Here is a 22,946-nt window from a genome sequence, read left to right as displayed (position 1 = left end):
CGCGCGATCCGCAACCTCACTGGCAGACGTCGGACCACTTCTGGTTCACGACGTCGGTGCCGTCGACCTCCTCGACGACCAGGGCGCCTTGCGAGAAGACATAGCGCTCCTCGCCGTCGAACGAATCCTGCTGCTCGACGATGTCGACATGGCCGCAGACCGAGGGCATGTCGCCGTCCCAATGCACGAACTGCTCGCCGAAATTCAGCTGGGCGTCGGGGAAGTGGCTCTCCAGGGCGATCTTGGCGCCAGCGATCTGCAGAGGATCGTCATGGGCCTGACCGCTCTCCTCGGCGCCCGCGTCGCGCAGGACGTAGACGCTGAGGCCCACGCCCACGGCGGCCAGCACGAGGGCGGCGACGCCACCCGCGATCATCATGAGTTTCTTGTTCGCCATCTTGAGGCGAGCTTAGGCGGGATTTCCCTCTACGTTCAATCCCGCAGGAGTGGCAGCGAAAGCCCGGTGGCCTGGCGCGTGGCCAGCATCTCGCGGCGGAAGCGGAACAGCTCGGCCGGGCGGCCGCCGGTCTCGGCGTCCAGGCGGCCCAGGCCCTCGACCAGTTCCTCGCGCTCGACCACGCGGCGGAAGTTCTGCTTGTGCAGCTGGACGCCGGCGATGGCCTCGACCGTGCGCTGCAAGGTCGAGAGGGTGAACTCCTCGGGCGTCAGCTCGAACACCACCGGGCGGTACTTGATCTTGCCGCGCAGGCGCGACAGGCCCGTGGCCAGGATCCGCCGGTGGTCGGAGATCATCGGCTCGCCCAGCGCCGCCGACAGGGCCTCGGGTTCGGCCGGGTCATGCCCGTCGGCGCGGTCGCGGTCACGGGCGGCCTCTGGGGCTAGGCCGGCTTCGTAGAGCAGCTCGTAGCGCTCCAGCACCCGTTCCTCGTTCCACGGCGCGCCGTCCAGGGCGAAGGCCAGGCGCGCGCGCGACCACTTGGCCGAGTCGTCGCCGGCCCAGCGCGTGAGGGCCGGGGCGATGGCCTCGTCGAGGAGAGCAGGGCGACCGGCGCGCCAGTCCTCCCAGGGGAAGAACCGCGTCCACGGCGCCCAGGCGGTGTCGGGGGCGTCGGTGTCGACGGCCTTGGGCGTCAGGCCCAGATAGCCGACCGAGACCACGCGCGCCGCGCCAGCCCCGACCTCGGCGCGCGGTGCGTCGCGGCCCTTGTCGCCGAAGGTGTAGAGCTGCTCGACATAGCCTAGCTGGAACCGGGTCTGCTCGGCCACGAACGCCCGCAGGCCCAGCTCGAAGGTGCGGTGCGCCTCGGGATCGAACGGGCCGAACGGCAAGCCGGAAAGGGGCGAGGCGATGTCGGTGATCGCATCGTGTGGTCGCACGGTCAGCACGACGGCCTCGCCGTCGCGGATCGCGACGACAACCGCCGACAGGCCGATGACGACGGAAGCGCTCATTCCGTCTCGAACGCAGCGCTGGGGGACGACTCGAAACCCGCCGCCTTCGACAGCACGTGGAAGCGCTGGACGTAGCGGGCCTGGGCCTCGAACGGCGGCTGCGGGATGATCTTCAGGTCGTAGCCGGCCGGCGGCGCGCCGAAAATCTGCAGTGACTCGGCATGCTCGAAGCCCGCCAGTTGGGTGGCCTCGAAGAAGGCGCAGGCGCGGTCCGCCTGCTTGATTAGCTTCTTGATCGGGGCAGGAGTCTTGACCGGCAAGCCGAAGCGGATGTGGATCGCGTCCTCCAGCCTGGCCTCGAAGTCCTTGTAGCTGACGCCCAGCGCCGCCTTGAACGGGCTGATCATGTCGCCGATCACATATTCGCTGGCGTCGTGCAGCAGCGCGGCCAGGCGCCAGCGCGGCTCCAGGTCGGGCTTGATGTGCGCGGCGATCTCCTCGACTACCATGCTGTGCTGAGCGACCGAGAAGCCGTGATCGCCGACCGTCTGGCCATTCCAGCGCGCGACGCGGGCAAGGCCGTGGGCGATGTCCTCGATCTCGATGTCCATCGGCGACGGATCGAGCAAGTCGAGCCGACGTCCGGAGAGCATTCTTTGCCACGCGCGGGGCGGTGCGCCCCTATGCAGCCCTTTGGCCACGAGATCGTTCCTCACGGTGAAGGTGGTTGACTGGCCCATCGATTGAGAAAGATCAATGTGGCCGTCGCCGTCATCTGTGGAAATGCCCTGAAAGGGAGTTCGATCATGAGTTGGGCGAGAATTATGGTTCCGCTGGCCGGGACCCCGAACGACAAGGGCGTCATCACCTCCGCCGCGGCCCTGGCGGGCGCGTTCCAGGCCGAACTGGCCTGTGTCCACGCCCCGGCCGACATGGCCGACCTGATGCCCTGGATGGGCGAGGGATTCATGGGCGGTGTCCAGGTCACCGCTCTGGAAAGCCTGAAGGAAGCCGCTCAGGAAGGCGCGCGGGCCTGCGGCAAGCTGGCGGCCGAGACGGGCTATACGCGCACACGGCTGGTCACGCTGGACTCGCCGGTCTGGGCGGGTCTGGCCATGGAAGGCCGCCTGTCGGACGTCATCGTGTTCGACGACGCCTCGGCGCGCGGCAAGGGGCCGTTGGCGGAGTCGTTCCAGCAACTGGTCGCCGACGAGCAACGACCGACCCTGGTGGCCCGTCCGGGCTTCCGAGTGGACGGCGTGGCCCTGGTGGCCTGGGACGGCGGCAAGGAAGCCAGCCGCGCCATGCGCACGGCCTTGCCGTTGCTACAGAAGGCCGGCTCGGTGATCGTGGCCGGCGCGCCCGCCGCTTCGTCGCGGGCCTTCGAGTTGGAGCGGCTGATCGAGTTCCTGGCCGCGCGCGGTGTGAAAGCGACGGTGAAGACGCTGGACGGTAGCGGTGACGCGGCCGGACTGCTGCTGGGCGCCGCCAAGGACACCGGGGCGAACCTCCTGGTGGCCGGCGCGTTTGGCCATCCCAGGCTGCAGGAATTCATCTTCGGGGGCACGACCCGAACGCTGCTGAACAGCGACGGTCCCTCCCTGTTCCTGTCGCACTAACAGGCTGAAACTCAAGAAGAAGGGAGACCTCGAATGTCTCTGTCCCGCATCGTCATGCGCCTTGCGCGCAATCCGGGCACTGAGTTCGCCGGTGGCGACGACCACCGGGGCTACGCCCTGACCGCGCCGCTGACCGAGGACGGCCACATCGACGAAGGCGCCTACGCCAAGGTGAAGGGCTCATGCAGTGTGCGCCGTTTCGCGCCGGACGAGGACGCGGTGGATGGTCGCCTGAACAAGCGCGGCGCGCGCTGGTTCTTCGACTATGACGACGAGGATGTCGCCGACGACGAACCGCTGCACCGCCTGGGCGAGCACCGGTTCGCGCTGGGCGAATACGTCACCGTTACAGACGAGGACGGGCGGCCGCTGACCTACAAGGTGATGCAGGTCGAACCGCTCACGCAGTAGGGGGCGCTAGCCCCCCACGTTGTGACGGACGAGGGCCTTCATGTCCTTGAACAGGTCATGGTCGTCGGTGTCGCGGGTCTTGGCCTTGACGACGGCGACGGCCAGCGGGCCGCCCTTGGGACCGCGGGCCTCGTAGCCGGCCAGGCGATAACCCTTTGGCGCCTTGTCGTTGGCCAGGATCAGGGTCGAGCGAACGGAGTCGTTGCCGCCCTTCTTGGCGCGGATCTCGGCGCCATGATTGTCAGCCTTGATGGTGACGTCGCCCTCGTGCTCGTCCTCGGCCTGGACATTGACCGAGCCGTGGGCGTCGTCGCCCTTGAAGTTGACGTTCTTGTTGACCTTCACCTCGGCGGCGCCGCCGTCGCTGTTGATGGTCAGGTGGCCGATGCGGATGTCGGCGCCGTTGTCGCTGGCGTCGATCTTCACGCCCGGCAGGTTGATGCTGGTGCGGTTCTTGCCGCCGCCCTTGTGCTCGGGCGGCTTGGGCGGAGCCGGCGGCAGCGGCATGATGCCTTTCAGCTCGGTCTCGATCGGCGCCAGGGCGGCCTCGGCGTCGCCGCCGTTCAGCTTGATCAGGCGCAGATCGACCGTGGCCTCGTTCGAGGCATAGGCGCAGGACTGGCCATCGGCGGCCTTGGACACCAGCTTCAGCTCGCCCTGCTTGTCGGGGCAATCCAGATTGGCGATGACGCGGATCGGTTCACGGCGGCCCAGCTTGCGCTCGGCGTGCTCGGTCTTGTTGGCCTCGGTGCGATGGCAAGCGGTGAGGGCGGTCGCGCCCATTCCGATCATCAGCGCCGTGGCCAGCCATTTAGAATGACGCATGGGTTGTGGGTCTTCCCTGATTTGGCGGGAAGTTGGGCGCGCGCCGGGCGCGCGTCCAGTGAAATCCAGGTAACGGCCAATTGGTCGCGGGCAAGCGCGGCCAAGTATTATTGGCCGGGACGCGTGCTCGAACCCTCACGACGCGCCAGGAAGGCCAGGCGTTCGAAGAGGTGCACGTCCTGTTCGTTCTTGAGCAGGGCGCCGTGCAGGGGCGGGATGAGCTTGGTCGGGTCCTTCTCGCGCAGCACCTGGTCATCGATGTCCTCGACCAGCAGCAGCTTCAGCCAGTCCAACAGCTCGGACGTCGAGGGCTTCTTCTTCAGGCCCGGGACCTTGCGCATGTCGTAGAAGATGCGCAGCGCCTCGGAGACCAGCTTCTGCTTGATGCCCGGGAAGTGGACATCGACGATGGCCTGCATCGTCGCTTCCTCGGGGAAGCGGATATAGTGGAAGAAGCAGCGGCGCAGGAAGGCGTCCGGCAGCTCCTTCTCGTTGTTCGAAGTGATGATGATGATCGGCCGGACCTTGGCCTTGATCGTCTCGTTGGTCTCGTAGACGTAGAACTCGTTGCGATCGAGTTCCTGCAGCAGGTCGTTGGGGAACTCGATGTCGGCCTTGTCGATCTCGTCGATCAGCAACACCGGGCGCTGCTCGCTCTCGAACGCCTCCCAGAGCTTGCCCTTCTTGATGTAGTTCTTGACGTCCTTGACGCGCTCGTCGCCCAGCTGGCTGTCGCGCAGGCGGGTGACGGCGTCGTATTCGTAGAGACCCTGCTGGGCCTTGGTCGTCGACTTGATGTGCCAGGTGATCAGCGGCGCGCCCATAGCCTTGGCGACCTCGTAGGCCAGCACGGTCTTGCCGGTGCCGGGTTCGCCCTTGATCAGCAGGGGACGCTCCAGGGCCACGGCGGCGTTGACCGCGACCTTCAGGTCGTCGGTGGCCACGTAATCGGAAGTGCCTTCGAAGCGCTGGCTCATGCCCATCTCCGCCCGGAATCGAGTCCGGTTCGAACAGTTGTTCAAAACGAGCTGATCAAACTACCGGCGCTTACGCGTTTGGCAAGCGCCCCTGGCAGAAGCCTGTCAGAGCGGGGCGTCGAGGGCGGCTTCGGCGAAGCCCTTGGCGGCCAGACGAGCGCGGACGCGTGGCCGATGGTCGCGCCACTCCTCGGCCAGCAGGCCCAGGCCGATGACGTCGGTCGGCTGGCCCTGCTTGACGACATGGGCGCGGAAGAGGGCCTCGCGCTGGAAGCCGCTGGAGAGGTGGGAGGCGAGGGCGGCCTGGTTGGTCGCCAGCACCTCGGACCACAGCTTGCGCAGGCCCATGACCCCGAAGGCGTGGTCGGCGACCTTGAACTCGGTGAAGGCGCCCAGGCCGAGGCCCCGCGCGGCTTCCTCGGCCAGGTAGCGGGCGATCGTGCCGCGTCCGTGACCGGCGTCGATATCGACCAGGCTGGTCAGGCCCACGGGCGCGCCGTCCAGCAGCACGATCCAGTCGCGACGACGCGGATGGCCGACCAGGCCGTCGAACCAGCGATCGTGCTCCTCGCGCGCGATCAGGTGGTCGGAATACATGAAGGCCGCGACCTGGGGGCTGTTGCGCCAGGCCAGCAGCCGGTCGCGATCGCCTTCATCGACCAGCCGGAGCGCGACGTCAGGCACGACGATCGCCTCCCAGCATCAGGAGGTCAGGACGCCCCCGGACGAAGGTGCGGATGGCCTCGGAGGTGAAGTCCGGATCGTCGGCGTAGAGCCCGTCATAGACCGCGCGGACGAACTCCAGATCGTCGGGGCGATCGACCGTCCAGCGCACCTCGCCCTCGTCGGCCGCCTGGGCGTGGTGGGCCAGGCGGAAGCGGTCGGGGTTGCGGTAGAGATAGGGCGTCACGTGCTCGCGATCATAGGGATCGGCCGTCTCGGCGGCGGCGCGGCGCAGCGCCGCAGAGGTCATCACCTCGACGTCCAGCCCCTTGGGAAAGCTGCGCGGCTCGGCGACATTGGAGGCATAGTCCGCGCCGCTGGCCTCGAACTTGGCTATCGTCGCGTCGATCACCTCGGGATCGGCCAGCGGGCAGTCTGCTGTCAGGCGGACAACGGTCTGCGCTGGCTCAAAGGCGTCCAGGGTGCCGATGAAACGGCCCAGCACATCGTCGAGATCGCCGCGATGGACGGGCACGCCCGCCGCCGCCAGCGCCTGCGCCAGAGGATCGTCGTCGGCCCGGATCGAGGTCGCCACCACGATGCGCTCCAGCCTGCGGGCGCGGCGCAGACGCTCGATCTGGCGCAGGATCATCGGCGCCCCCGCCACCGGCGCCAGCACCTTGCCGGGCAGGCGCGTGGAGGACATCCGGGCTTGCAGGACGGCGAGGGCCATGGCCTAGCCGGCGACCTTCTGAGCCAGGGCTTCGGCGACTTCCGCCATCGCGGGCGCCCATTGGCCCAGTTCCGGCGGCGAGAACACCCGCGCCTGCGGATACCAGGGATAGGCGTCGGTCCCGAGCTTGGTCCACACCGACGGGGCGGTCAGCATCCAGAGCGGCGCGCCCGCCGCGCCGGCCAGGTTGGTGGTGGCGTTGGAGAAGCCGATGATCAGGTCGACCGCGGCGCACAGGGCGGTCAGGTCGTCCAGGTCCATCTTCAGGTCCAGGCCCGGCGGCCGCCAGATCTCGACGCCGAACTTGTCCTTGGCCAGGGCCAGCTCTTCCTCGCAGTCGCCGTACTGCAGGTTGATGAACGTGACGCCCGGCGTCTTCAGCACCGGTTCCCACAGCTCGAACGGCGAGAACTGGCGGGCCCGGTCGCCCTTCAGGCTCAGGCTCTTCCACAGCAGGCCGACCTTGAGGCCCGGGCCCAGCTTGTCGAGCTCGGCCTTCCAGTAGGCGACCCGTTCCGGATCAGGCGTCAGGAAGGGCTTGCGGTCCTTCGGGAAGGCCTCGACCGAGTTGCGGGTGACGCGCAGGAAATCGCCCAGCACGGCCCAGCAATCGAAGCGCTCCCAATTCTCGATTTCCGGCGCGGTGCGGTAGACGCGACCTTCGTGCTTCATCGTCCGGTGGGCGCTGACCTCGACGCCAGGATAGGTGCGCTCGAACAGCGGCCTCAGGCGGCGCTCGGCCACCAGGGTCAATTTGCCGTCCGGTCCCAGCATCTCGAGGATGTCGGGCAGCATGTTGGAGAGCATCACCTCGTCGCCCAGGCCCTGCTCGGTGATGACCATCAAGGTCTTGCCCTTGAGGTCCTCGCCCGCCCAGCGGGTGGCGGGGATGTGGAACATCGGGGCGTCGGTGACGTCCGGCGAGAAACGGGTCTCGTACGCCTTCCAGCCCTCCGCGACGCGGCCGAGAGCCAGCAGCAGCGTGGCGCGGGCGAATTCCATGAGCACCAGGTCGGCGGCATCCTGGGATGACCGCATCGCGGCCTCGCAGTCGATCAGGGCGTCTTCGATATCGCCGAGATCCGACTTGGCGTAGGCGCGGTTGTGGAGCGCCTTGCTGTGCGTGGGGATCAGGCGCAGGGCCTCGTCGAAGAAGACGATCGAGCCGCCGGGGTCGCCCAGATTGCAGAGCACCGTGCCCAGGGTGTTCCAGAGGCCGGCGGCCTCGGGATTGATGGCGAGGGCGACCTTCAGCACCTCGATGGCTTCGGTTTCGCGGTTCAGCTCCCGCAGGGCGCAGGCCAAGTTGTTGGCCGCCTCGATGTCGTTGGGGCGGGCCAGGCGGTAGTGCGCGAAGAACTTGGCCGCGAAGTCGACCATGTTCATGCGGAAGGCCAGGCGCCCGAGATCGCCGGCGACCGAGGCGTGGTCGGTCAGCAGGGTCAGCGCGGCCTCGTAGCAGCGCAGCGAGGAACCGAAGTCGCCTTGTTTCTCGCGCGAGATGGCCAGGATGTGCCACGCCAAGCCGAACTGATCGTCCTTCTTGAGCATCTTCAGGGCCAGTTTCTCGGCCTTGGCGTAGTCCTGCGCATGCACCGCCAGGATCGCCGTCTTAACAGCCTTGGCGTTCTCGGTGCTCTTCAGTTGCTGCGCCGCCTGCTTCAACCGCTCCAGGGAGTCGGCCGAGGCCGAATCGCCCATGGCCCTGACGATCTGGCCCGGCTGGACGGGGAGGGCGCCGATATCGGTCTGGCCGGCGGCGCTAGCGGACGCTTCGAGGACGCTTTCGTTGGACATGGCGGACCGATCTTGGGACTTTGCTATTAACCATGTTTTGAGGGGCTAAGTTTAATTGAGTCCTAAGCCGCGTCTTAAGGTCGCAAGGCGGCGTGAATTGCGGCAAGACGGCGTTAACAGATGTTCGCCTAGCTTCGCGTCCAACCCGTCGTCATGACGGAGTCGGGCGAAGCGGCGTCAACCCAGGAGCGGCCTTAAGTGCCTTTGAAGTTGTCGCTGAAGCCCGGCGAAAAATTCGTTCTCAACGGCGCCGTGGTCCAGAATGGGGATCGGCGCGGGGTTCTGGTGCTCCAGAACAAGGCCTCTGTCCTCCGCGAGAAGGACATCATGCAGCCGGACCAGGTCACGACGCCCGCGCGTCGGATCTATTTTCCGGTGATGATGATGTACCTCGATGAGGCCGTAGCCGAGAAGTTCTTCGAGGACTTCGCGGGCCGCCTTAACGAATTCATGGGAGTTGTACGCAATCCTGCGGTTCTGCAGGACTGCATCGCCATTTCGAAGCACGTGATGGCGCGTGAGTACTACAAGGCTCTGATGTTGAGCCGTAAGTTGATTGAATACGAAGACGAGAGGTTGGGGCATGTCTCTTCGGGCGTATCAGCAGGCGGCGACGCGGGCTGAGAATCCCCGTGAAATGGAGTACCGCCTGTTCGGTCAGGTGACGCGCGCCTTGATGGACGCGTCGCAGGCCCCGGCGGACGACATTTCCACGCGGATCGACGCATTGGATTGGAATCGCAAGGTCTGGTCGGCCTTGGCGACCGACTGTTCCTTGCCTGACAACCAGTTGCCCAAGGATCTCCGGGCCGGCATCATTTCGCTGAGCCTGTGGGTCGGTCGTCACTCCAGCGCCGTGATGCGCAAGGAGGAGGACTTCGAGCCCCTGATCGAGATCAACCGCATGATGATGCAGGGGCTGGCCAGCCGCGCCGACGCGGCCTGACGTTCTCTTGAAGACGGGCGCGCCGACGCCGCCTGATTCTTCGGCTTTCGCAAGACTGAAGGTCTTGCCTACCAGCTCCGGAAAAACCTGCCGCCCGGCGAATCCTGCATTCGCCGGGCGGTTTCGTTTTTGGCCCTAGCGGCAAACAAAATCCAATAAAATCAGCACTATAGCGTATGGCCCCGAGTTCGGTTCGGTTGGCCCGCCGCTTGCGATGACACGCGCAGGGCAAAACGCCCGCCTGGCAATACGCCGGATAAATCCCACCAAAACGGTAGGTATCAAATGCTGAACTCGATCAATACGAACCCGAGCGCGATGATCGCGCTCCAAAACCTGAACGCAACCAACACGGAGCTCGCCACCACCCAGAGCCGTATCAACACCGGCAAGAAGGTTGGAACCGCCAAGGACAATGGCGCGATCTGGTCGATGGCCAAGATGCAAAGCGCGAGCTCGAGCTCGTTGAATGCCGTGAAGGATTCGCTCCAACGCGGTCAGTCGACGATCGATGTTGCTCTCGCGGCAGGCGACACCATCACCGATCTGCTCTCGAAGATGAAGGAAAAGGCCCTGGCCGCTTCCGACACTTCGCTGAACACCGCCTCGTTCAACTCGCTGAAGTCGGACTTCGAGTCTCTCCGTGGCCAAATCGAAAAGGCTGCGGCAAACGCGAAGTTCAACGGCGTCAGCCTGGCAGACGGTTCGACGGCCCAGATCAGCTTCCTGGCCAATGCGGACGGGGGCAACTTCACGGTCCAGGCGCAAAACCTGGGTCTCGTGGGTCTTGGTCTGGTGACCGGTAGCAACACCTTCACGTCGGCCTCAACGGCGAAGGACATGATCACGGTCATGACCAACGCGTTGCAGACGGCGACGAACAAACTGTCTTCCCTGGGCACTGCCTCGACCGGTCTGGATACTCACCTGACCTTCGTGGGCAAGCTGCAGGACAGCCTGGACGCCGGCGTGGGCAACCTCGTCGACGCGGACCTGGCGAAGGAAAGCGCCAAGCTGCAGTCGCTGCAAACCAAGCAGCAACTGGGCGTCCAAGCGCTCTCGATCGCCAATCAGAGCCCGCAGACGATCCTGTCGCTGTTCAAGGGGTGAGCCCGATACGCCGGACGGCCGTCAAAAGCCGTCCGGCGCCTCTTTTCTGCTGGGTGCGCATTATGTGCCCGGCAACAATTGCCCATGACCGAACGCCCCCGGCAGAAATTGCCGGGGGCGTTCGTCATTAACAGACCTATAACGCAGTAATTTCAGTGATTTAGGCTAAGCGTTGCCGCTAGGAAGTTTTGGCCCGGCAATTGCTACAGACCTTTTCGAGCAAAACGCTCCCGGCAGCCAAAATGGCGTCGGATACCTTGAAAAGGAACCTACTCGTATGCCGCTGAATAGCATCAATACGAACGCTGGCGCTCAGATCGCCCTGCAAAACCTCAACACCACGAACAGCGAACTGGGCGTCGTCCAGCAGCGCATCAATACCGGCAAGAAGGTCGGTAACGCCAAGGACAACGGCGCCATCTGGGCCATGTCCAAGATCCAGAACGCCACCTCGTCGTCCCTGAACTCGGTGAAGGACTCGCTGCAGCGCGGCCAGTCGACCATCGACGTGGCCCTGGCCGCCGGCGACACCATCACCGACCTGCTGTCGAAGATGAAGGAAAAGGCCCTGGCCGCTTCCGACACCTCGCTGAACACGGCTTCGTTCAACGCGCTGAAGTCGGACTTCGACTCGCTGCGCCAGCAAGTCCAGAAGGCCGCCGACAACGCCAAGTTCAATGGCGCCAGCCTCGCCAACGGCAGCACCACCAAGATGACCTTCCTGGCCAACTCGGACGGTACGGGCTTCACCGTGGACTCTCAGACCCTGACCCTGGACGGTCTCGGCCTGGGAACCGGCAACAACACCTTCACCTCGGTCTCGTCGGCCAAGACGATGATCGCGGAGGTCGATAAGGCCATCGGCACGGCCACCAACAAGCTGGCTTCGCTGGGTACGTCCGCGACCGGCCTCGACACCCACCTGACCTTCATCGGCAAGCTGCAAGACAGCCTGGACGCCGGCGTCGGCAACCTGGTGGACGCCGACCTGGCCAAGGAAAGCGCCAAGCTGCAGTCGCTGCAAACCAAGCAGCAACTGGGCGTGCAAGCGCTGTCGATCGCGAACCAATCGTCGTCCTCGATCCTGAGCCTGTTCCGCTAAGGAACAGGGAGGAGGCGGGTCCGCGTGGCCCGCCTCCTTCTTTCCTCATGATCGAGGGCCAACAAGAACCATAGGAGGAGGGCCGGCCCGCAAAGCCGGTAGTTAGAAAAATGGAACCCAAGGCCGCATTGTCGGCGATCAGAGATTTCGCCGCTTCAACCGCTCCCGCTTCGCCCGCCCCGGACCCGTCCGAGGGCGCGAATGTCGTTGTGGCTCCGGCTGTTCAGCCGATCGAGCACGCGCCGGCCCCGCCGGTCGACGACGGCCCGCAACCTGGCGATCTGCGCCTGGTGATCGAGCAGGACGACGACTCCGGTGATTATGTCTACAAGACCGTGGACCGCAGAACCGGCGAGACGCTGAATCAGTATCCGCGCGAGCAGATCCTGAAGCTGCGTCAGGAAGCCACCTACGCGTCGGGCGACGTCTACGACGGCCAGGCCTAGTCCGAACCACCCTGGAGTTAAGCCTCTGGGGTGGGGTGTGACGGCGGGTCGCAGGTGTAAATGGATATGGTTTATTTGCGTTAACCATAATCTTACCTTCTGACCCCAATTTCGACGGCGACCAGATCGCTCGTCGAATCACGCGCGATCGCAACCAACGGCAAAAGCCGACCGGAGGCCGCGCATGACGCTGAGCGTCAACACGAACCAGCCCGCGCTGATCGCGCTGCAGAACCTGAACCGCACCAACGACGACATGCAGTCGGTGCAGACCCGTATCAACACGGGTGAAGCGATCTCGACCGCCAAGGACAACGCGGCCATCTGGTCGATCGCGCAGGAACAGCGCGGCGACATGAGCGCGCTCGGCGCCGTCAAGATGAGCCTGGATCGCGCGACCTCGATCGCCGACGTGGCCCTGGCCGCTGGCGACTCGATCTCGGACCTCTTGAAGCTGCTGCGCGAAAAGGTGGTGGCCGCCAAGGACACCTCGCTGACCACCAGCTCGCGGACCTCGCTGAACGCCGACTTCCAGGGGCTGCTGAAGAACCTGGACCAGGTGGTCAAGAGCGCGGTCTTCGACGGCGCCAATCTGCTGGACGGCAGCCAGGCGGCCGACATGCAGTTCCTGGCCGACGCCGACGCGGCCCAGGCCATCACGCTGTCGCTGCAGAACCTGTCGCTGGGCGGCACGATCAACACCCTGACGACCAGCGACGACATCCTGACGCCGGCCAATGCCGACGCGGTGTTCCAGCGCCTCGAGACGTCGATGACGGCGATCAACCAGGCCGTCGGCAATATCGGCACCCAGGCCAAGCAGATCGACGCCCACAACACCTTCGTGGGCCGGTTGAACGATGTGCTGGAGACGGGCGTGGGCAATCTGGTGGACGCCGACCTCGCCAAGGAAAGCGCCCGCCTGCAGGCCTTGCAGGTCAAGCAGCAGCTCGGCGCTCAGGCCCTGTCGATCGCCAACGGCGCGCCGCAGATCATCCTGTCGCTGTTCAAGGGCGGCTAAGCGCCGTCCTGGCGCTAGGTCCTGTCGTACGCGCGGGCTAAGCTCACGCGGGGTAAATTGGGGATTCGGCGGCGGGCATGATCGAACTTCGCGACTTGCGGGACGAGGACGAAGCGATCCTCTTTCAGTGGCGCTCCGAGCCGGAGGTCGACCGCTGGATGTCGGACGCCGAGCTGCCGAGCCGCGAGGCCCACGCGGCCTGGTTCGAGGCCTTGCGTTCCAATCCCAACATGCGTGGCTGGATGATCACCCGCGCCGACGCGCCGATGGGCCTGATCACCCTGACGGGCCTGACCAGCCATCACCGCCGCGCCAGCCTGCACTGGTTCCTCGGCTCGGCCGAGGCGCGGGGCAGGGGCGTTGGTCGCGCCGCCCAGGTGCTGGGCCTGGATCTCGCCTTCGGAGAGCTTGGCTTGCACAAGGTGTTCGCCGAGGTCATGGCCGACAACGACGCGGCGCTGAAGGCGCAGTCCACAGCCGGTTTCCGCCGCGAGGGCTATCTGCGCGGCCACGTGCTGAAGAGCGGCGAAGCGCGCGACGTCGTGCTGCTGGGCATTCTGGCTTCGGAGTGGGCGCAACTGCGCGAAGGCGCTCGCCGGGCGCTGTCCGACGCAAACCTTATCGCAGCTTAAGGTCAAGTATTAACGAGTCGTCAGCGATCCTCTGGCAAAGGTGCCGGAGGGGACATTTGCGCCTCGATCGGAACAGGTCGTGATCAGCTTCGATTCCAGCCTCTTGCTCAACTACTATCAGGCCCGCGCGGGCGTGACGGGAGCGGCTGCGTCTGGAACGGCGACCACGGCCTCGGGCGGCAAGAAGGCCGTCGTGCCGAACGCGCCCTGGCTGGGCGACGCGCCCAAGGCCAGCGAGCAGGTCCGCACCGCCCTGAACGGCCGCAAGTTCATCGACGAAGACGCCAGCGCCTCCAGCCTCAAGGGCGTCAGCCCCGACTACAAGAAGCTGTTCGCCTCGTACCAGGCGCTGTCCACCATGTCGGCCCTGATCACCCAGGCAGGGCAGAAGGGCGAGACGGACGGCGAGATCAAGCGCATGCAGACCGCCCTGACCCGCGGCCTGGGCGAGGTCAGCACCTATGTCCAGGGGCTGTCGCTGGACCAGTTGCGCCTTACGACCGGCGCGGTGATGACCAGCGACAAGGCCACGGTCGGCGTCCCGAAGAACACCACCACCTATACGACCGACAAGCTCTATACCGGCCAGGCCGACGACGAGGTCCCGAAGTTCAAGGGCGACGTGTCGTTCAATGTCGCGGTCAAGAGCTTCGGCGTCACCTCGAACATCACCATGGACCTGTCCGAGATGGGCTCGACGCCCCGGACCATGTCCAATGTCGTCACCTACATGAACGGCAAGATGAAGGCGGCTGGGCTGAGCACCAGCTTCCAGGTGCAACGCACGGCGGGGCAGGCCCAGACGGTCCAGGTCGGCGGCAAGCCCGTGACCCTGCCGGCCACCGGCGACGACTTCGCCCTGAAGGTCAACGGCGACATCGCCGAGCAGGTGACCTTCAGCGCCCCGACGACGGCCCCGGCGGTCTATGTCACGACCAAGGCCGGCGATCCGGACCCGGACAAGAACGCGGCGACCGACGACGCCAAGTACGAAAACACCCTGACCAAGTACAGCGCGGCCGGGACCGGCGGCGGCGCCAACGCCGGCGCGCCGGGCGGCAAGGTGTTCAGCGAGACCCTGCAGGGCACGATCAACAGCGTCCGCAAGTCGGTGACCGGCGCGGACGGCTCGGTCTACATGCTGGCCGACGTCGATACCGAGGTCGACGGCAAGCTCGACCTCAACGGCCAGCCGATCAAGGGCGAGAGCGACGTCGCGTTGCTGAAGTACGACAGCGCTGGCCATCTGCTTTACGCCCGCACCCTGGGCGCGACCGACGAGGCCAAGGGCCTGTCCCTGGCCGTCGGCGACGACGGCAGCGTCGCTGTGGCCGGTTCGGTCACCGGCCGCCTGAACGGCGCGGTCAACGGCCCGATCAATAGCGGCGACACCGCCACGACCAGCGACAGCTTCGTCACCCGCTACGACGCCAAGGGCGACGAGCAGTGGACGGTGCGTCGCGGCGGCATGCAGGACGACGAGGCCACGGCCCTGGCGTTCGGCTCGGACGGCGTTCTCTATGTCGGCGGCCGCAGCAAGTCGGACCTGCCTGGCGCGGTCGGAACCGACCCCAGCGGCGGCTACGACGCCTATCTGACGGCCTTCGCCACAGACTCGGCCGGCAAGCCCCAGGCGCTGTTCACCCAGAAATTCGGCACGACCGAGAACGACAGCGTCTCGGACATCGTCGTCAACGGTTCCCAGGTCATCGTCGGTTCCAAGGAGAACGGCGCGGCCAAGCTGCGCAGCTTCGACGTCTCGTCCAATGTCGTGACCGAGACCGTCCGGCAGATGGACCAGTACGGCGCCTATCAGAACGTGCCGGTGACCTACACCAAGAACGCCACGGTCACGGCCGGGGCCGCGCGCGACCTGGGCTCGCTGGGGGGCGGCGACCTGGTCGGCCTGAAGATCGACGGCGGCCAGCTCTATGTCGGCGGCTCCACGGCCAATGGCGGCCTGTCGATCGGCGGTTCCACGGGTGCGGCCGCGGGCGGCATGGACGCCTTCGTCGGCCGTATGTCGCTGGATCTGTCCAACAACAGCAATGACGCGGTGACCTACTACGGCGGCGCGGGCGACGACACGATGACCGGGTTCGACGTCTCGAACGGCACGGCCTGGCTGGTCGGCTCGGCGGGCAAGAACCTGGACGGCGTGTCGACGATCGGGACCAAGGACGGCTATGTCGCCCAGGTCAATGTCGGCACGGGTAATGTCGACTGGAGCCAGCACCTGACCGGCAAGGACGGCTATGCGACCCCGACCTCGGTGTCGGTGGCCAAGACCGGCGCCTCGTCGCTGGACGCCCTGGGCCTGCCAGCCGGAACCATGAGCTTCACCCAGTCCGACCGTATCGTCTCGTCGACGGCGGCCCGGGCCGGCGACACCTTCCAGATCCGCACCCGCGAGCGCGGCAACCTGACCACGATCACCATCGAGGCCAACGACACGCTCGAGACCCTGGCCGACAAGATCAAGAAGGCGTCGGGCTCGCGCGCCAAGGTCGAGACCGCCACCAGCGGCAACAGCCGGGTGCTGAAGATCAGCCCGGCCTCCAACACCTCGACGATCGAGATCGTGGCGGGCAAGGGCGGCACCGACGTGCTGAGCGCCCTTGGCCTGGCCGGCGGCGTCGTGCGCGCCACCAAGGACGACCACGGCAAGCAGGTCTCGGCCGACGGCGGCGGTCCGGTCTACGGCCTCAGCCTGCCGGCGGAGCTGGACCTGACCTCCGAGGCGGGGCGCAAGAACGCCACCATGGTCATCCAGCGCGCCATGTCGTCGGTGCGCAGCGCCTATCGCGAGATCGCCGACACGGCCATGGGCATCAAGAGTGACGACCCGAGCAAGCCAGGCAAGACCAACGGCACGGTGCCGGCCTATCTGACCAGCCAGCTGGCGAACTACCAGGCCGCCCTCAGCCGCCTGACAGGGGGCGGCTAGAGCGTGATAGCCGAAAGTGGTCGCCGGTTTCGGCGGCCATCACGCTCTACTTCCTAGAGGCGCGAGCCTACTTCTCTGTTCCAGATGTTTCATCTGGAACAGGCAGGCTGCGGCCCCATTTCTGGCCCACTGAGCTTGAAAGCGTCATCGACGCGTCGTAGCCAGGGGCCATGGACTTTCTGAAAGATCGACGGATCATCCTCGGCGGCGGCGCGGCGCTCGCGTTGCTGGCGGGTCTTGGCATCGCCGTGGCCCTGATGTCGGGCCACGACAAGAAGCCGGACGAGGCTCCTCCGGCCTCGCGCGGCGGCCTGATCGTCGAGACCGGACGCGACGACGACAGCAAGCTGGACCCCGCGCGGCCGCTGCGCTGCTTCGTCAGCGGGACCTTCGTCGGCGAGATCACCCTGGCCGAGTGCGCCAAGAAGAACGGCGTCGCCACCGGGGCCCTGGACGTCGGCGTCGACGAGACGGGCGCCCTGGCCGCCGCCGACCAGGCCGGCACCGTCCTGACCCCGCTGCCGCCGACCCCGACCGTCACCGCGCCCGCCGCGACGACGCCGACCCCGGCCACGACGCCCAGCGCGACGACCAGCGCCTCGACCAACACGCCGCTGGCCGCCTGCTGGCGCTATGCCGGCAACGAGTGGCGCCGCCTGCCGGGCGACATCACCCTGAACGCCTGCGCCCAGCAGCTGTACGGCGGCCGTTGCGAGAAGACCGGCGGCGCCACCTATGGCCGCTGGGGCGAGGAGACGCTGCGCCTGGTGCCGGGCCGCGTCGAGATCTCGTCGGACAACCGCAGCTTCCACACCGCGTTCGATCAGGGCCCCAACTGCTCTATCCCGAACGGCTGATAGGTTTATAAGTGTAATCCATGAGCAAGACCGTCCTCGCCGTCGCCGCCGTCCTGGCCGTTTCCAGCCTCGCCCTGTCGGGCTGCGAGAAGCAGACCAAGGCGCCGTTCGAGCAGGGCGTCTGCTTCCAGGTGGCGACCAACAAGGACGGCACGCTGCGCTACAATCCGGTCGCCCGGAACGTGCCGCAGATGGAAGAGTGCGCGGCCACGCTGGAAGGCGTGCGCATCCGCTTCGTGCGCATGGGTCAGTCCAACAGCGTCGGCATGGTCGGCGCCTACCAGGGCTCGTTCATCTTCCTCGAGAAGGAAGGCATCTATGTCGGCCAGACCTATGAGGGGCCGCGCTTCATGTCGCTGGTCCGCACGGGCGACGGCCGCCTGGCCGTGCCGGGCGCCATCCGCCGGCAATAGACTTGCGAGAGGCGGGTAGGGCGGTTCCTCCGTCCACAGCCGTCTTTCCCGTCCACAAGAACGTTCCAAGAACAAAACTTGCGCGCATCGTAAGCTGTCGTTAACGTCTCGCTCCAGATTCCGGCGCGAGGGTCGCCGGGCGAGAGCAAGGTCAAGTGATGGCGGGCAGCGTCAACAAGGTCATTCTGGTGGGCAATCTCGGGGCCGATCCCGAGATCCGCAGCCTCGGTTCGGGCGACCGCGTCGCCAATCTCCGCATCGCGACGTCCGAGACCTGGCGCGACCGCACCAGCGGCGAGCGCAAGGAAAAGACCGAGTGGCACCGCGTCGTGATCTTCAACGACAACCTGGTGAAGGTCGCCGAGCAGTACCTGCGCAAGGGCTCGACCGTCTACATCGAGGGCGCGATCCAGACCCGCAAGTGGACCGACAACACCGGCGTCGAGAAGTATTCGACGGAAATCGTGCTGCAGAAGTTCCGCGGCGAGCTGACCATGCTGGGCGGCCGCGGCGACGGCGCCGGCGCTTCGTCGGGCGGCGGTGACGAGTACGGCGGTGGCGGCGGCTATTCGGGCGGCGGCGGCAACTTCGGCGGCGGCGGTCAGCGCAGCCAGCCCAGCGGTCCGCGCGAGAGCTTCTCGGCCGACCTGGACGACGAAATCCCGTTCTAGGCCTAAAGGCCAAGCGATGTGGAAGGCCGTACGACGAGCCATCTAGAGCCGACGACGGCCCCTCCACGGGGGCAGCGGCGGGCGATCCGGGGACGGTCGCCCGCCGCTTTCGTTTTCGGCGATGTTACAAGCTTGTCCTCAGTCGGAGGTTGTGTTCTCCTTCCCACATCTTAGGAGGATGCGCGATGCGACAAGTGCTTCTGGGTATGGGCGTGCTGGCTCTGCTGGCGAGCGCGTCGGCTGTTTCCGCACAGCCGCTGTACGGGAACTTCACCGGCACCATGATGGGCGATGCGGCCCGCGAGAATGGCCTTCAGATCGAAATGGGGCGGCTGCGGGATCGCCCGACCGGCGGCGCGCGGCAGGGCATCTGCCCTCTGGTCCGAGGGGCTTCGGCCGAGGTCAACGCCTATGTCTCCGCGCGCCTGCGTCAGGTCGCCAACGACGTCGGCGCGCAATACGCCCACACGCGGTGCGAACCCAACATGGTCGTGCTGTTCTCGTCCGAGCCTCAGCAACTGGTCGATGAGGCCTCGCGCGCGGGGCGGTTCAACTATCGCGGCGTCACGCCCCAGAAGGCCGAGGCGTTCAAGACCAGCACTCAGCCGGTCCGCTGGATGCACGGCACGGCCGCGCCCAGCATGAAGACGCGGGACGCGCGGCCCTACAACTCGCTGGTCGTGATCGACGCCAACAAGGCCGCCAACGTCAAGGTTTCGGCCCTGGCCGACTATGTGACCATGGTCTCGCTGGCCGACACCCACACCCGTTCGGCCCCGGCCGACGGCACGATCCTGAACCTGTTCGATGACGCCAAGGCCGCGCCCCAGACGATGACGGAGGCAGACCGGGCCTATCTCCGCGCCGTCTACAGCGTGCGATAGGGGCAGAATACGATGCGGTCCTGGCTTGTCGGTCTGATCCTGGCCGCGTCGATCCCGATGACGACGCCAGCGGTGGCGCAGGATGTTCCGCCGCTGGTTTCCGAAACCTTGGTGGTCAAGGGCGCCAACCGCGACCGGACGCTGAGTTATGTCCGCGCCGCGACCGCGCTGTCGGATGGCATGATCAGCCGACGCTTGCAGGTGTTGTGTCCGATCGTGGCCGGCGCCGGCAAGGACGTGGACCGCTATGTCCGCTCACGCCTGCGCGAGGTGGCGAGCGAGGTCGGCCTGCAATTCGCGGCCGAGACTTGCTATCCCAACCTGATGATCCTGTTCTCGCGTGAGCCCAGGGCCATGCTCGAACAGGCGCGCCGTCGCGGCAAGATCCGCTACGACCGGATCGCGATGCCTCGCATCGACCGCTTCAAGGCCACTTCCAGTCCCGTGCGCTGGGTGAGCTATACCGACGACGTCCCGGCCTATGGCGCGCTCTCGGACAGCAGCAGCAGCGTCCAGTCGATGCGGGCGCCGGACAGCCGTATCGTCCAGACCAGCGCCAGCCGCCTGTACTACAGTCTGGTGGTGATCGACGCGCGCAAGACCGAGGGCGTCGAGATCGGGGCCCTCGCGGACTATGTCAGCATGATCGCGCTGGCCGACATTCGCCCCGACGTCACCCAGGTGGACCAGGCCTCGATCCTGAACCTGTTCGCCGAACCGGACGGGCCCAAGCGGATGACGGCCTCCGACCGGGCCTATCTGCGCGCCCTCTACAAGCTGAAGATGGACCGGCTCGCGCCTGACCAGGTGGTCGCTCTGTCCGAGGGCATGGCCACTGAGCTTGAGCGCTAGGCTGGATCAGGCGTCCGGCGGACGGTACGTCACCGAGACCTCGAAATAGGCCGCATAGCCATTGTCGCCCGTGACGTTGGCGATGGCGTAGTCGTCGCCGGCCGCCACGCTGGGCGTGATCGCGCCATTGCGGACGCCGCGCATCACCGTCGTCGAGCCGCTGACCAAGTCGAACACGATGTCCGCGCCGGGCGGCGGGTTCGGGATGGACCACGCCAGGGTCCCGCTCGCGTTGGGCTGGATCAGCGGGAAGGCCACGCTGTAGCGGCCGCTGCGCTTGTCGAGCTTGGTGGTCGAGCCGCGCACGACCGTGGTCGGGTAGCCGGCGGGCAGCTGGACCAGCGAGGTGTTCAACCAGGGCTGCGCCGGCTCGGCGCCATAGTAGGGCGGCATGATGGTGCCGAGCGACGGCTGGGGCGCCCAGTCGCCGGGCGCCAGGAACACCGCCGTGCCCCGCTTCTCGCTGTAGGCGCAGGCCCCGAAGGTCGAGATGTTCCACAGCGTCTGCTTGTAGACCGCGTAGTCGGCGTTGTGCCGGGCATAGGTGGCCTCCCAGCCTTCCAACTGCAGGAAGGAGTTGTACATGCTGGGGTTACAGGTGATCTCGGCCACGGTCGGGCAGCACAGCAACGCCACCAGCAGCGGGCAGTTCGGCGGCGCGCTGTTGCTGGTGATGTCCGGCACGTATTGGCCGCAGATATTGGTCAGGCTGGTATAGTGCGAATTGCCGGGATCGTGCCGTCGATAGGGCGCCAGCGCCGAGCTGCTCTTGAACAGCGACCACAGAGCGCCGATCGACTGCCCATAGGCCAGGTCATAGGCCGCGTGGACGGCCACGAAATGCGCCCCGTGATAGAGCAACTCCAGGAAGCCTGAGACCACGTCCATGTCCCAGGCGTCGCTCGGCTTGAACACGCTTTGCTGATAGCCGGAGACGCCGTAGATCGGCGGCTGCCCGGTCGGCGCGCTGACCGCGTTCAGCGTCGGAACGTAGAGCGACAGCGCGTTGTCGCCGAGATAGCCCGCCAGGAAACCCAACGCCGCCGCGTCGCTGGGCGGGCAATGGTCGAAATCGGTCTGGTCGTAGGGCAGGCCTTGCGACTGTCGCCAGGCGGCCAGCCAGACCGGCAGGATCACCGGCAGCTGGTCGGAGAAGGCGGCGGTCAGGCCGCCGGCCGCGATGGCGTTCGTGATGACGCTGGGCGAGCGGACGTCCGTATCGAACAGGCTGTCGATGAACTGCGGAAGGTTCGTGAAGTCCGCATTGATCGGCACGACGGGCATGGCGTTCTCCTCGAGAGAACCGGAGGGCCATCAAGGCCCTCCGGCCGCGTGATCAGGCCAGTTTCTGCAGGTTGATCGTGCAGGAGGCGTCGTGGTGCGGCAGGTTGTTGATCGACATGTTCGAGGTGTAGCCGCCGGGCGAGGTCACGTTCACATAGGTCGTGCCGGTGCCGTAGGGGTGGTTGTAGTCGAAGTTGAAGGCCTTCCCCGAGCCATCCTGGAAGGTGTAGCTGAAGCTGCCTTGCGGACCGACCAGGCCGCTGTTCTCCGTGTAGAGGACGTCCTGACCCTGGTTGGGCAGCGGGTTGGGGCCCGAAGTGATCTTGATCGCTTCGCCATGGATCGTGACGACGTTGCCAAATTGCAGCGTGGTCCCGGTCTGATTGACGACGGTGATGGTGAGCGGACGAGCAGCCATTTGCCTTCTCCCTATATCGTTATGGGCGCAATCTTTGATTGCGTCGCTTTTCGAAGCAATTTTGAGTGTAATTGCACAACCTGGGGGAGGATGTGCGATAATGCACCTAATAGTTGCTTTTTATAAATCGCAACTCTGAGGGCGCGCCAGGTGGGCTAGCTCAGCAGCACGCTCGGCCGCTCCCATCGGTAGCGAACCGTATCCACCTGGCGCCCGCCGGGCACGACCTCGGCGTATCGCGCCACCTCGACGCCGCCTTTCCGTTCGTAGAACTCCAGCGCGTCCGCGTTCGGGGCGTAGACCTCCAAGTGCAGCGGCGCGCCCTCGTGCTCATCGACCAGCCATCGCGCCACCTCGGCTAGCAGGGCCGTGCCGAGGCCGCCGCCCTTGCGCTCGGGCGCGACATGCAGGTTGTCGATCAGCAGGCCGACCGCCGGGTTCAGCCGGAACGAGGCATAGGCCAGTCCGATCGGCTCGCCGCCGTCCATCGCCGCCAGGATCAGGTCGGCGGCAGGGTCGAAATCCTCGAACCGCGCTCGCCAGGTCGCCAGCGAGACGGCGAACAGCGCGTGGTCCAGATAGGCGTCGCCATAGAGGCCGCGATAGGCGACCTGGCGGCTGCGGGTGTGCAGATCGGCGATGGCGTCCGCGTCATTCTGGGACATTCCCGGAGAGAGGCCGAGTCGGACGATGTGCGGTTCCATGCACAACAGGGAAACATCTCGCGGCGCGAAGACAAGCCGCTCCAATCATCCGGTTTCGACGCAAGTCGCGGATTTGCGGCGCGATTGCCCGAAACCTCGCCAAGTCGCCCAGATGGACAACGTTGTCATTGGAAATATTTGCCGAATTCTCTTGTTAGCGCCGGGAACGCGAAGCGCCAGTGGACGCGTTCTTGGACACAGTGCTACTGAGACGCCCGGATATTGCACTGCGGGATCACGATAAAGCAGCGCTGTTCCAGGGTGAGACGACCTCCAAAGAG

26 protein-coding genes are annotated in these 22,946 nt (G+C 66.1%); 15 read left to right on the top strand and 11 right to left on the bottom strand.

The features are described 5' to 3' along the window. Positions 1-16 precede the first annotated feature (16 nt). Genes AC07YH_RS02815 through AC07YH_RS02805 form a run of 3 tightly spaced genes read right to left on the bottom strand, consistent with a single transcriptional unit; the run spans position 17 to position 2,054 of the window. Positions 17-379, bottom strand: a complete 363-nt coding sequence (locus AC07YH_RS02815) for a hypothetical protein (protein ID WP_494745494.1) — start codon at positions 377-379, stop codon at positions 17-19. A 53-nt stretch (positions 380-432) separates the two neighbouring features. Beyond that, complete coding sequence (locus tag AC07YH_RS02810) at positions 433-1,413, bottom strand: NUDIX hydrolase (protein ID WP_494745493.1); 981 nt, start codon at positions 1,411-1,413, stop codon at positions 433-435. After that, entirely contained in the window at positions 1,410-2,054 is a 645-nt protein-coding gene (locus AC07YH_RS02805; RefSeq protein ID WP_494745492.1) for a YfbR-like 5'-deoxynucleotidase, read from the bottom strand. The genes AC07YH_RS02810 and AC07YH_RS02805 overlap by 4 nt, the downstream gene beginning before the upstream one ends. A gap of 105 nt (positions 2,055-2,159) precedes the next feature. On the opposite strand from AC07YH_RS02805, the gene AC07YH_RS02800 reads away from it, so the two are divergent. Both AC07YH_RS02800 and AC07YH_RS02795 read left to right on the top strand, forming a co-directional pair. Then, a complete protein-coding gene (locus AC07YH_RS02800; protein WP_494745491.1) occupies positions 2,160-2,972 on the top strand; it encodes a universal stress protein in 813 nt (270 codons plus the stop codon). Positions 2,973-3,005: 33 nt separating this feature from the next. Then, on the top strand, positions 3,006-3,383 hold the full coding sequence (locus AC07YH_RS02795) for a hypothetical protein (RefSeq protein WP_494745490.1): 378 nt from the start codon (positions 3,006-3,008) through the stop codon (positions 3,381-3,383). Positions 3,384-3,389: 6 nt separating this feature from the next. Here AC07YH_RS02795 and AC07YH_RS02790 read toward each other — a convergent pair whose 3' ends face one another. From AC07YH_RS02790 to AC07YH_RS02770, 5 genes are all read right to left on the bottom strand, one after another. Further along, on the bottom strand, positions 3,390-4,208 hold the full coding sequence (locus tag AC07YH_RS02790; protein WP_494745489.1) for a hypothetical protein: 819 nt from the start codon (positions 4,206-4,208) through the stop codon (positions 3,390-3,392). 107 nt (positions 4,209-4,315) lie between these two features. After that, positions 4,316-5,185, bottom strand: coding sequence for an AAA family ATPase (locus AC07YH_RS02785; RefSeq protein ID WP_494745488.1), 870 nt, complete (start codon positions 5,183-5,185; stop codon positions 4,316-4,318). 105 nt (positions 5,186-5,290) lie between these two features. After that, positions 5,291-5,869 (bottom strand): UDP-4-amino-4,6-dideoxy-N-acetyl-beta-L-altrosamine N-acetyltransferase, encoded by a 579-nt coding sequence (gene pseH / locus AC07YH_RS02780; RefSeq protein ID WP_494745487.1) that lies wholly within the window; start codon positions 5,867-5,869, stop codon positions 5,291-5,293. After that, on the bottom strand, positions 5,862-6,581 hold the full coding sequence (locus tag AC07YH_RS02775; RefSeq protein ID WP_494745486.1) for a cytidylyltransferase domain-containing protein: 720 nt from the start codon (positions 6,579-6,581) through the stop codon (positions 5,862-5,864). The genes pseH (AC07YH_RS02780) and AC07YH_RS02775 overlap by 8 nt, the downstream gene beginning before the upstream one ends. Before the next feature lie 3 nt (positions 6,582-6,584). Then, on the bottom strand, positions 6,585-8,378 hold the full coding sequence (locus tag AC07YH_RS02770) for a tetratricopeptide repeat protein (RefSeq protein ID WP_494745485.1): 1,794 nt from the start codon (positions 8,376-8,378) through the stop codon (positions 6,585-6,587). Between the two features lie 198 nt (positions 8,379-8,576). Here AC07YH_RS02770 and flbT point away from each other — a divergent pair, with 198 nt between their 5' ends. The 13 genes from flbT (at position 8,577) to AC07YH_RS02705 (ending at position 20,259) form a co-directional block, all read left to right on the top strand. Next, complete coding sequence (gene flbT, locus AC07YH_RS02765; RefSeq protein WP_494745484.1) at positions 8,577-9,002, top strand: flagellar biosynthesis repressor FlbT; 426 nt, start codon at positions 8,577-8,579, stop codon at positions 9,000-9,002. Next, positions 8,962-9,324 carry a flagellar biosynthesis regulator FlaF gene (gene flaF, locus AC07YH_RS02760; RefSeq protein ID WP_494745483.1) on the top strand — a complete coding sequence of 121 codons (363 nt, stop codon included), beginning with the start codon at positions 8,962-8,964 and terminating at the stop codon, positions 9,322-9,324. Before flbT ends, flaF begins: the two co-directional genes overlap by 41 nt. A gap of 285 nt (positions 9,325-9,609) precedes the next feature. Beyond that, positions 9,610-10,434 carry a flagellin gene (locus AC07YH_RS02755; RefSeq protein ID WP_494745482.1) on the top strand — a complete coding sequence of 275 codons (825 nt, stop codon included), beginning with the start codon at positions 9,610-9,612 and terminating at the stop codon, positions 10,432-10,434. Between the two features lie 277 nt (positions 10,435-10,711). Continuing rightward, positions 10,712-11,536, top strand: coding sequence for a flagellin (locus AC07YH_RS02750; RefSeq protein ID WP_494745481.1), 825 nt, complete (start codon positions 10,712-10,714; stop codon positions 11,534-11,536). 209 nt (positions 11,537-11,745) lie between these two features. Next, positions 11,746-11,982, top strand: a complete 237-nt coding sequence (locus AC07YH_RS02745) for a hypothetical protein (RefSeq protein ID WP_494745480.1) — start codon at positions 11,746-11,748, stop codon at positions 11,980-11,982. A gap of 184 nt (positions 11,983-12,166) precedes the next feature. Further along, entirely contained in the window at positions 12,167-13,003 is an 837-nt protein-coding gene (locus tag AC07YH_RS02740) for a flagellin N-terminal helical domain-containing protein (RefSeq protein ID WP_494745479.1), read from the top strand. A gap of 77 nt (positions 13,004-13,080) precedes the next feature. Beyond that, complete coding sequence (gene pseH / locus AC07YH_RS02735; protein WP_494745478.1) at positions 13,081-13,635, top strand: UDP-4-amino-4,6-dideoxy-N-acetyl-beta-L-altrosamine N-acetyltransferase; 555 nt, start codon at positions 13,081-13,083, stop codon at positions 13,633-13,635. A 79-nt stretch (positions 13,636-13,714) separates the two neighbouring features. Beyond that, entirely contained in the window at positions 13,715-16,582 is a 2,868-nt protein-coding gene (locus tag AC07YH_RS02730) for an autotransporter outer membrane beta-barrel domain-containing protein (RefSeq protein WP_494745477.1), read from the top strand. Positions 16,583-16,752: 170 nt separating this feature from the next. Continuing rightward, a complete protein-coding gene (locus tag AC07YH_RS02725) occupies positions 16,753-17,439 on the top strand; it encodes a hypothetical protein (RefSeq protein ID WP_494745476.1) in 687 nt (228 codons plus the stop codon). Between the two features lie 20 nt (positions 17,440-17,459). Next, positions 17,460-17,852 (top strand): hypothetical protein, encoded by a 393-nt coding sequence (locus AC07YH_RS02720; RefSeq protein ID WP_494616995.1) that lies wholly within the window; start codon positions 17,460-17,462, stop codon positions 17,850-17,852. A 158-nt stretch (positions 17,853-18,010) separates the two neighbouring features. Continuing rightward, the gene (gene ssb / locus AC07YH_RS02715; protein ID WP_494745475.1) at positions 18,011-18,523 is read left to right on the top strand and encodes a single-stranded DNA-binding protein; all 513 of its coding nucleotides are present in this window, start codon (positions 18,011-18,013) and stop codon (positions 18,521-18,523) included. A gap of 185 nt (positions 18,524-18,708) precedes the next feature. Then, positions 18,709-19,407, top strand: a complete 699-nt coding sequence (locus tag AC07YH_RS02710) for a hypothetical protein (protein ID WP_494745474.1) — start codon at positions 18,709-18,711, stop codon at positions 19,405-19,407. A gap of 12 nt (positions 19,408-19,419) precedes the next feature. Beyond that, complete coding sequence (locus AC07YH_RS02705) at positions 19,420-20,259, top strand: hypothetical protein (protein ID WP_494745473.1); 840 nt, start codon at positions 19,420-19,422, stop codon at positions 20,257-20,259. 6 nt (positions 20,260-20,265) lie between these two features. On the opposite strand, the gene AC07YH_RS02700 is transcribed toward AC07YH_RS02705, so the two are convergent. From AC07YH_RS02700 to AC07YH_RS02690, 3 genes are all read right to left on the bottom strand, one after another. Further along, on the bottom strand, positions 20,266-21,543 hold the full coding sequence (locus AC07YH_RS02700; protein ID WP_494745472.1) for a hypothetical protein: 1,278 nt from the start codon (positions 21,541-21,543) through the stop codon (positions 20,266-20,268). Between the two features lie 52 nt (positions 21,544-21,595). After that, positions 21,596-21,961: a hypothetical protein gene (locus tag AC07YH_RS02695; protein ID WP_494745471.1), complete on the bottom strand. Its 366-nt coding sequence runs from the start codon at positions 21,959-21,961 to the stop codon at positions 21,596-21,598. A 155-nt stretch (positions 21,962-22,116) separates the two neighbouring features. Beyond that, a complete protein-coding gene (locus AC07YH_RS02690) occupies positions 22,117-22,626 on the bottom strand; it encodes a GNAT family N-acetyltransferase (protein ID WP_494745470.1) in 510 nt (169 codons plus the stop codon). Between the last annotated feature and the right edge of the window lie 320 nt (positions 22,627-22,946).

This window comes from Caulobacter sp. GW456-12-1-14-TSB4, from assembly GCF_059424195.1.
The sequence above is the reverse complement of the archived record's forward strand: the minus strand, read 5'-3'. Positions and strand labels throughout refer to the sequence as shown.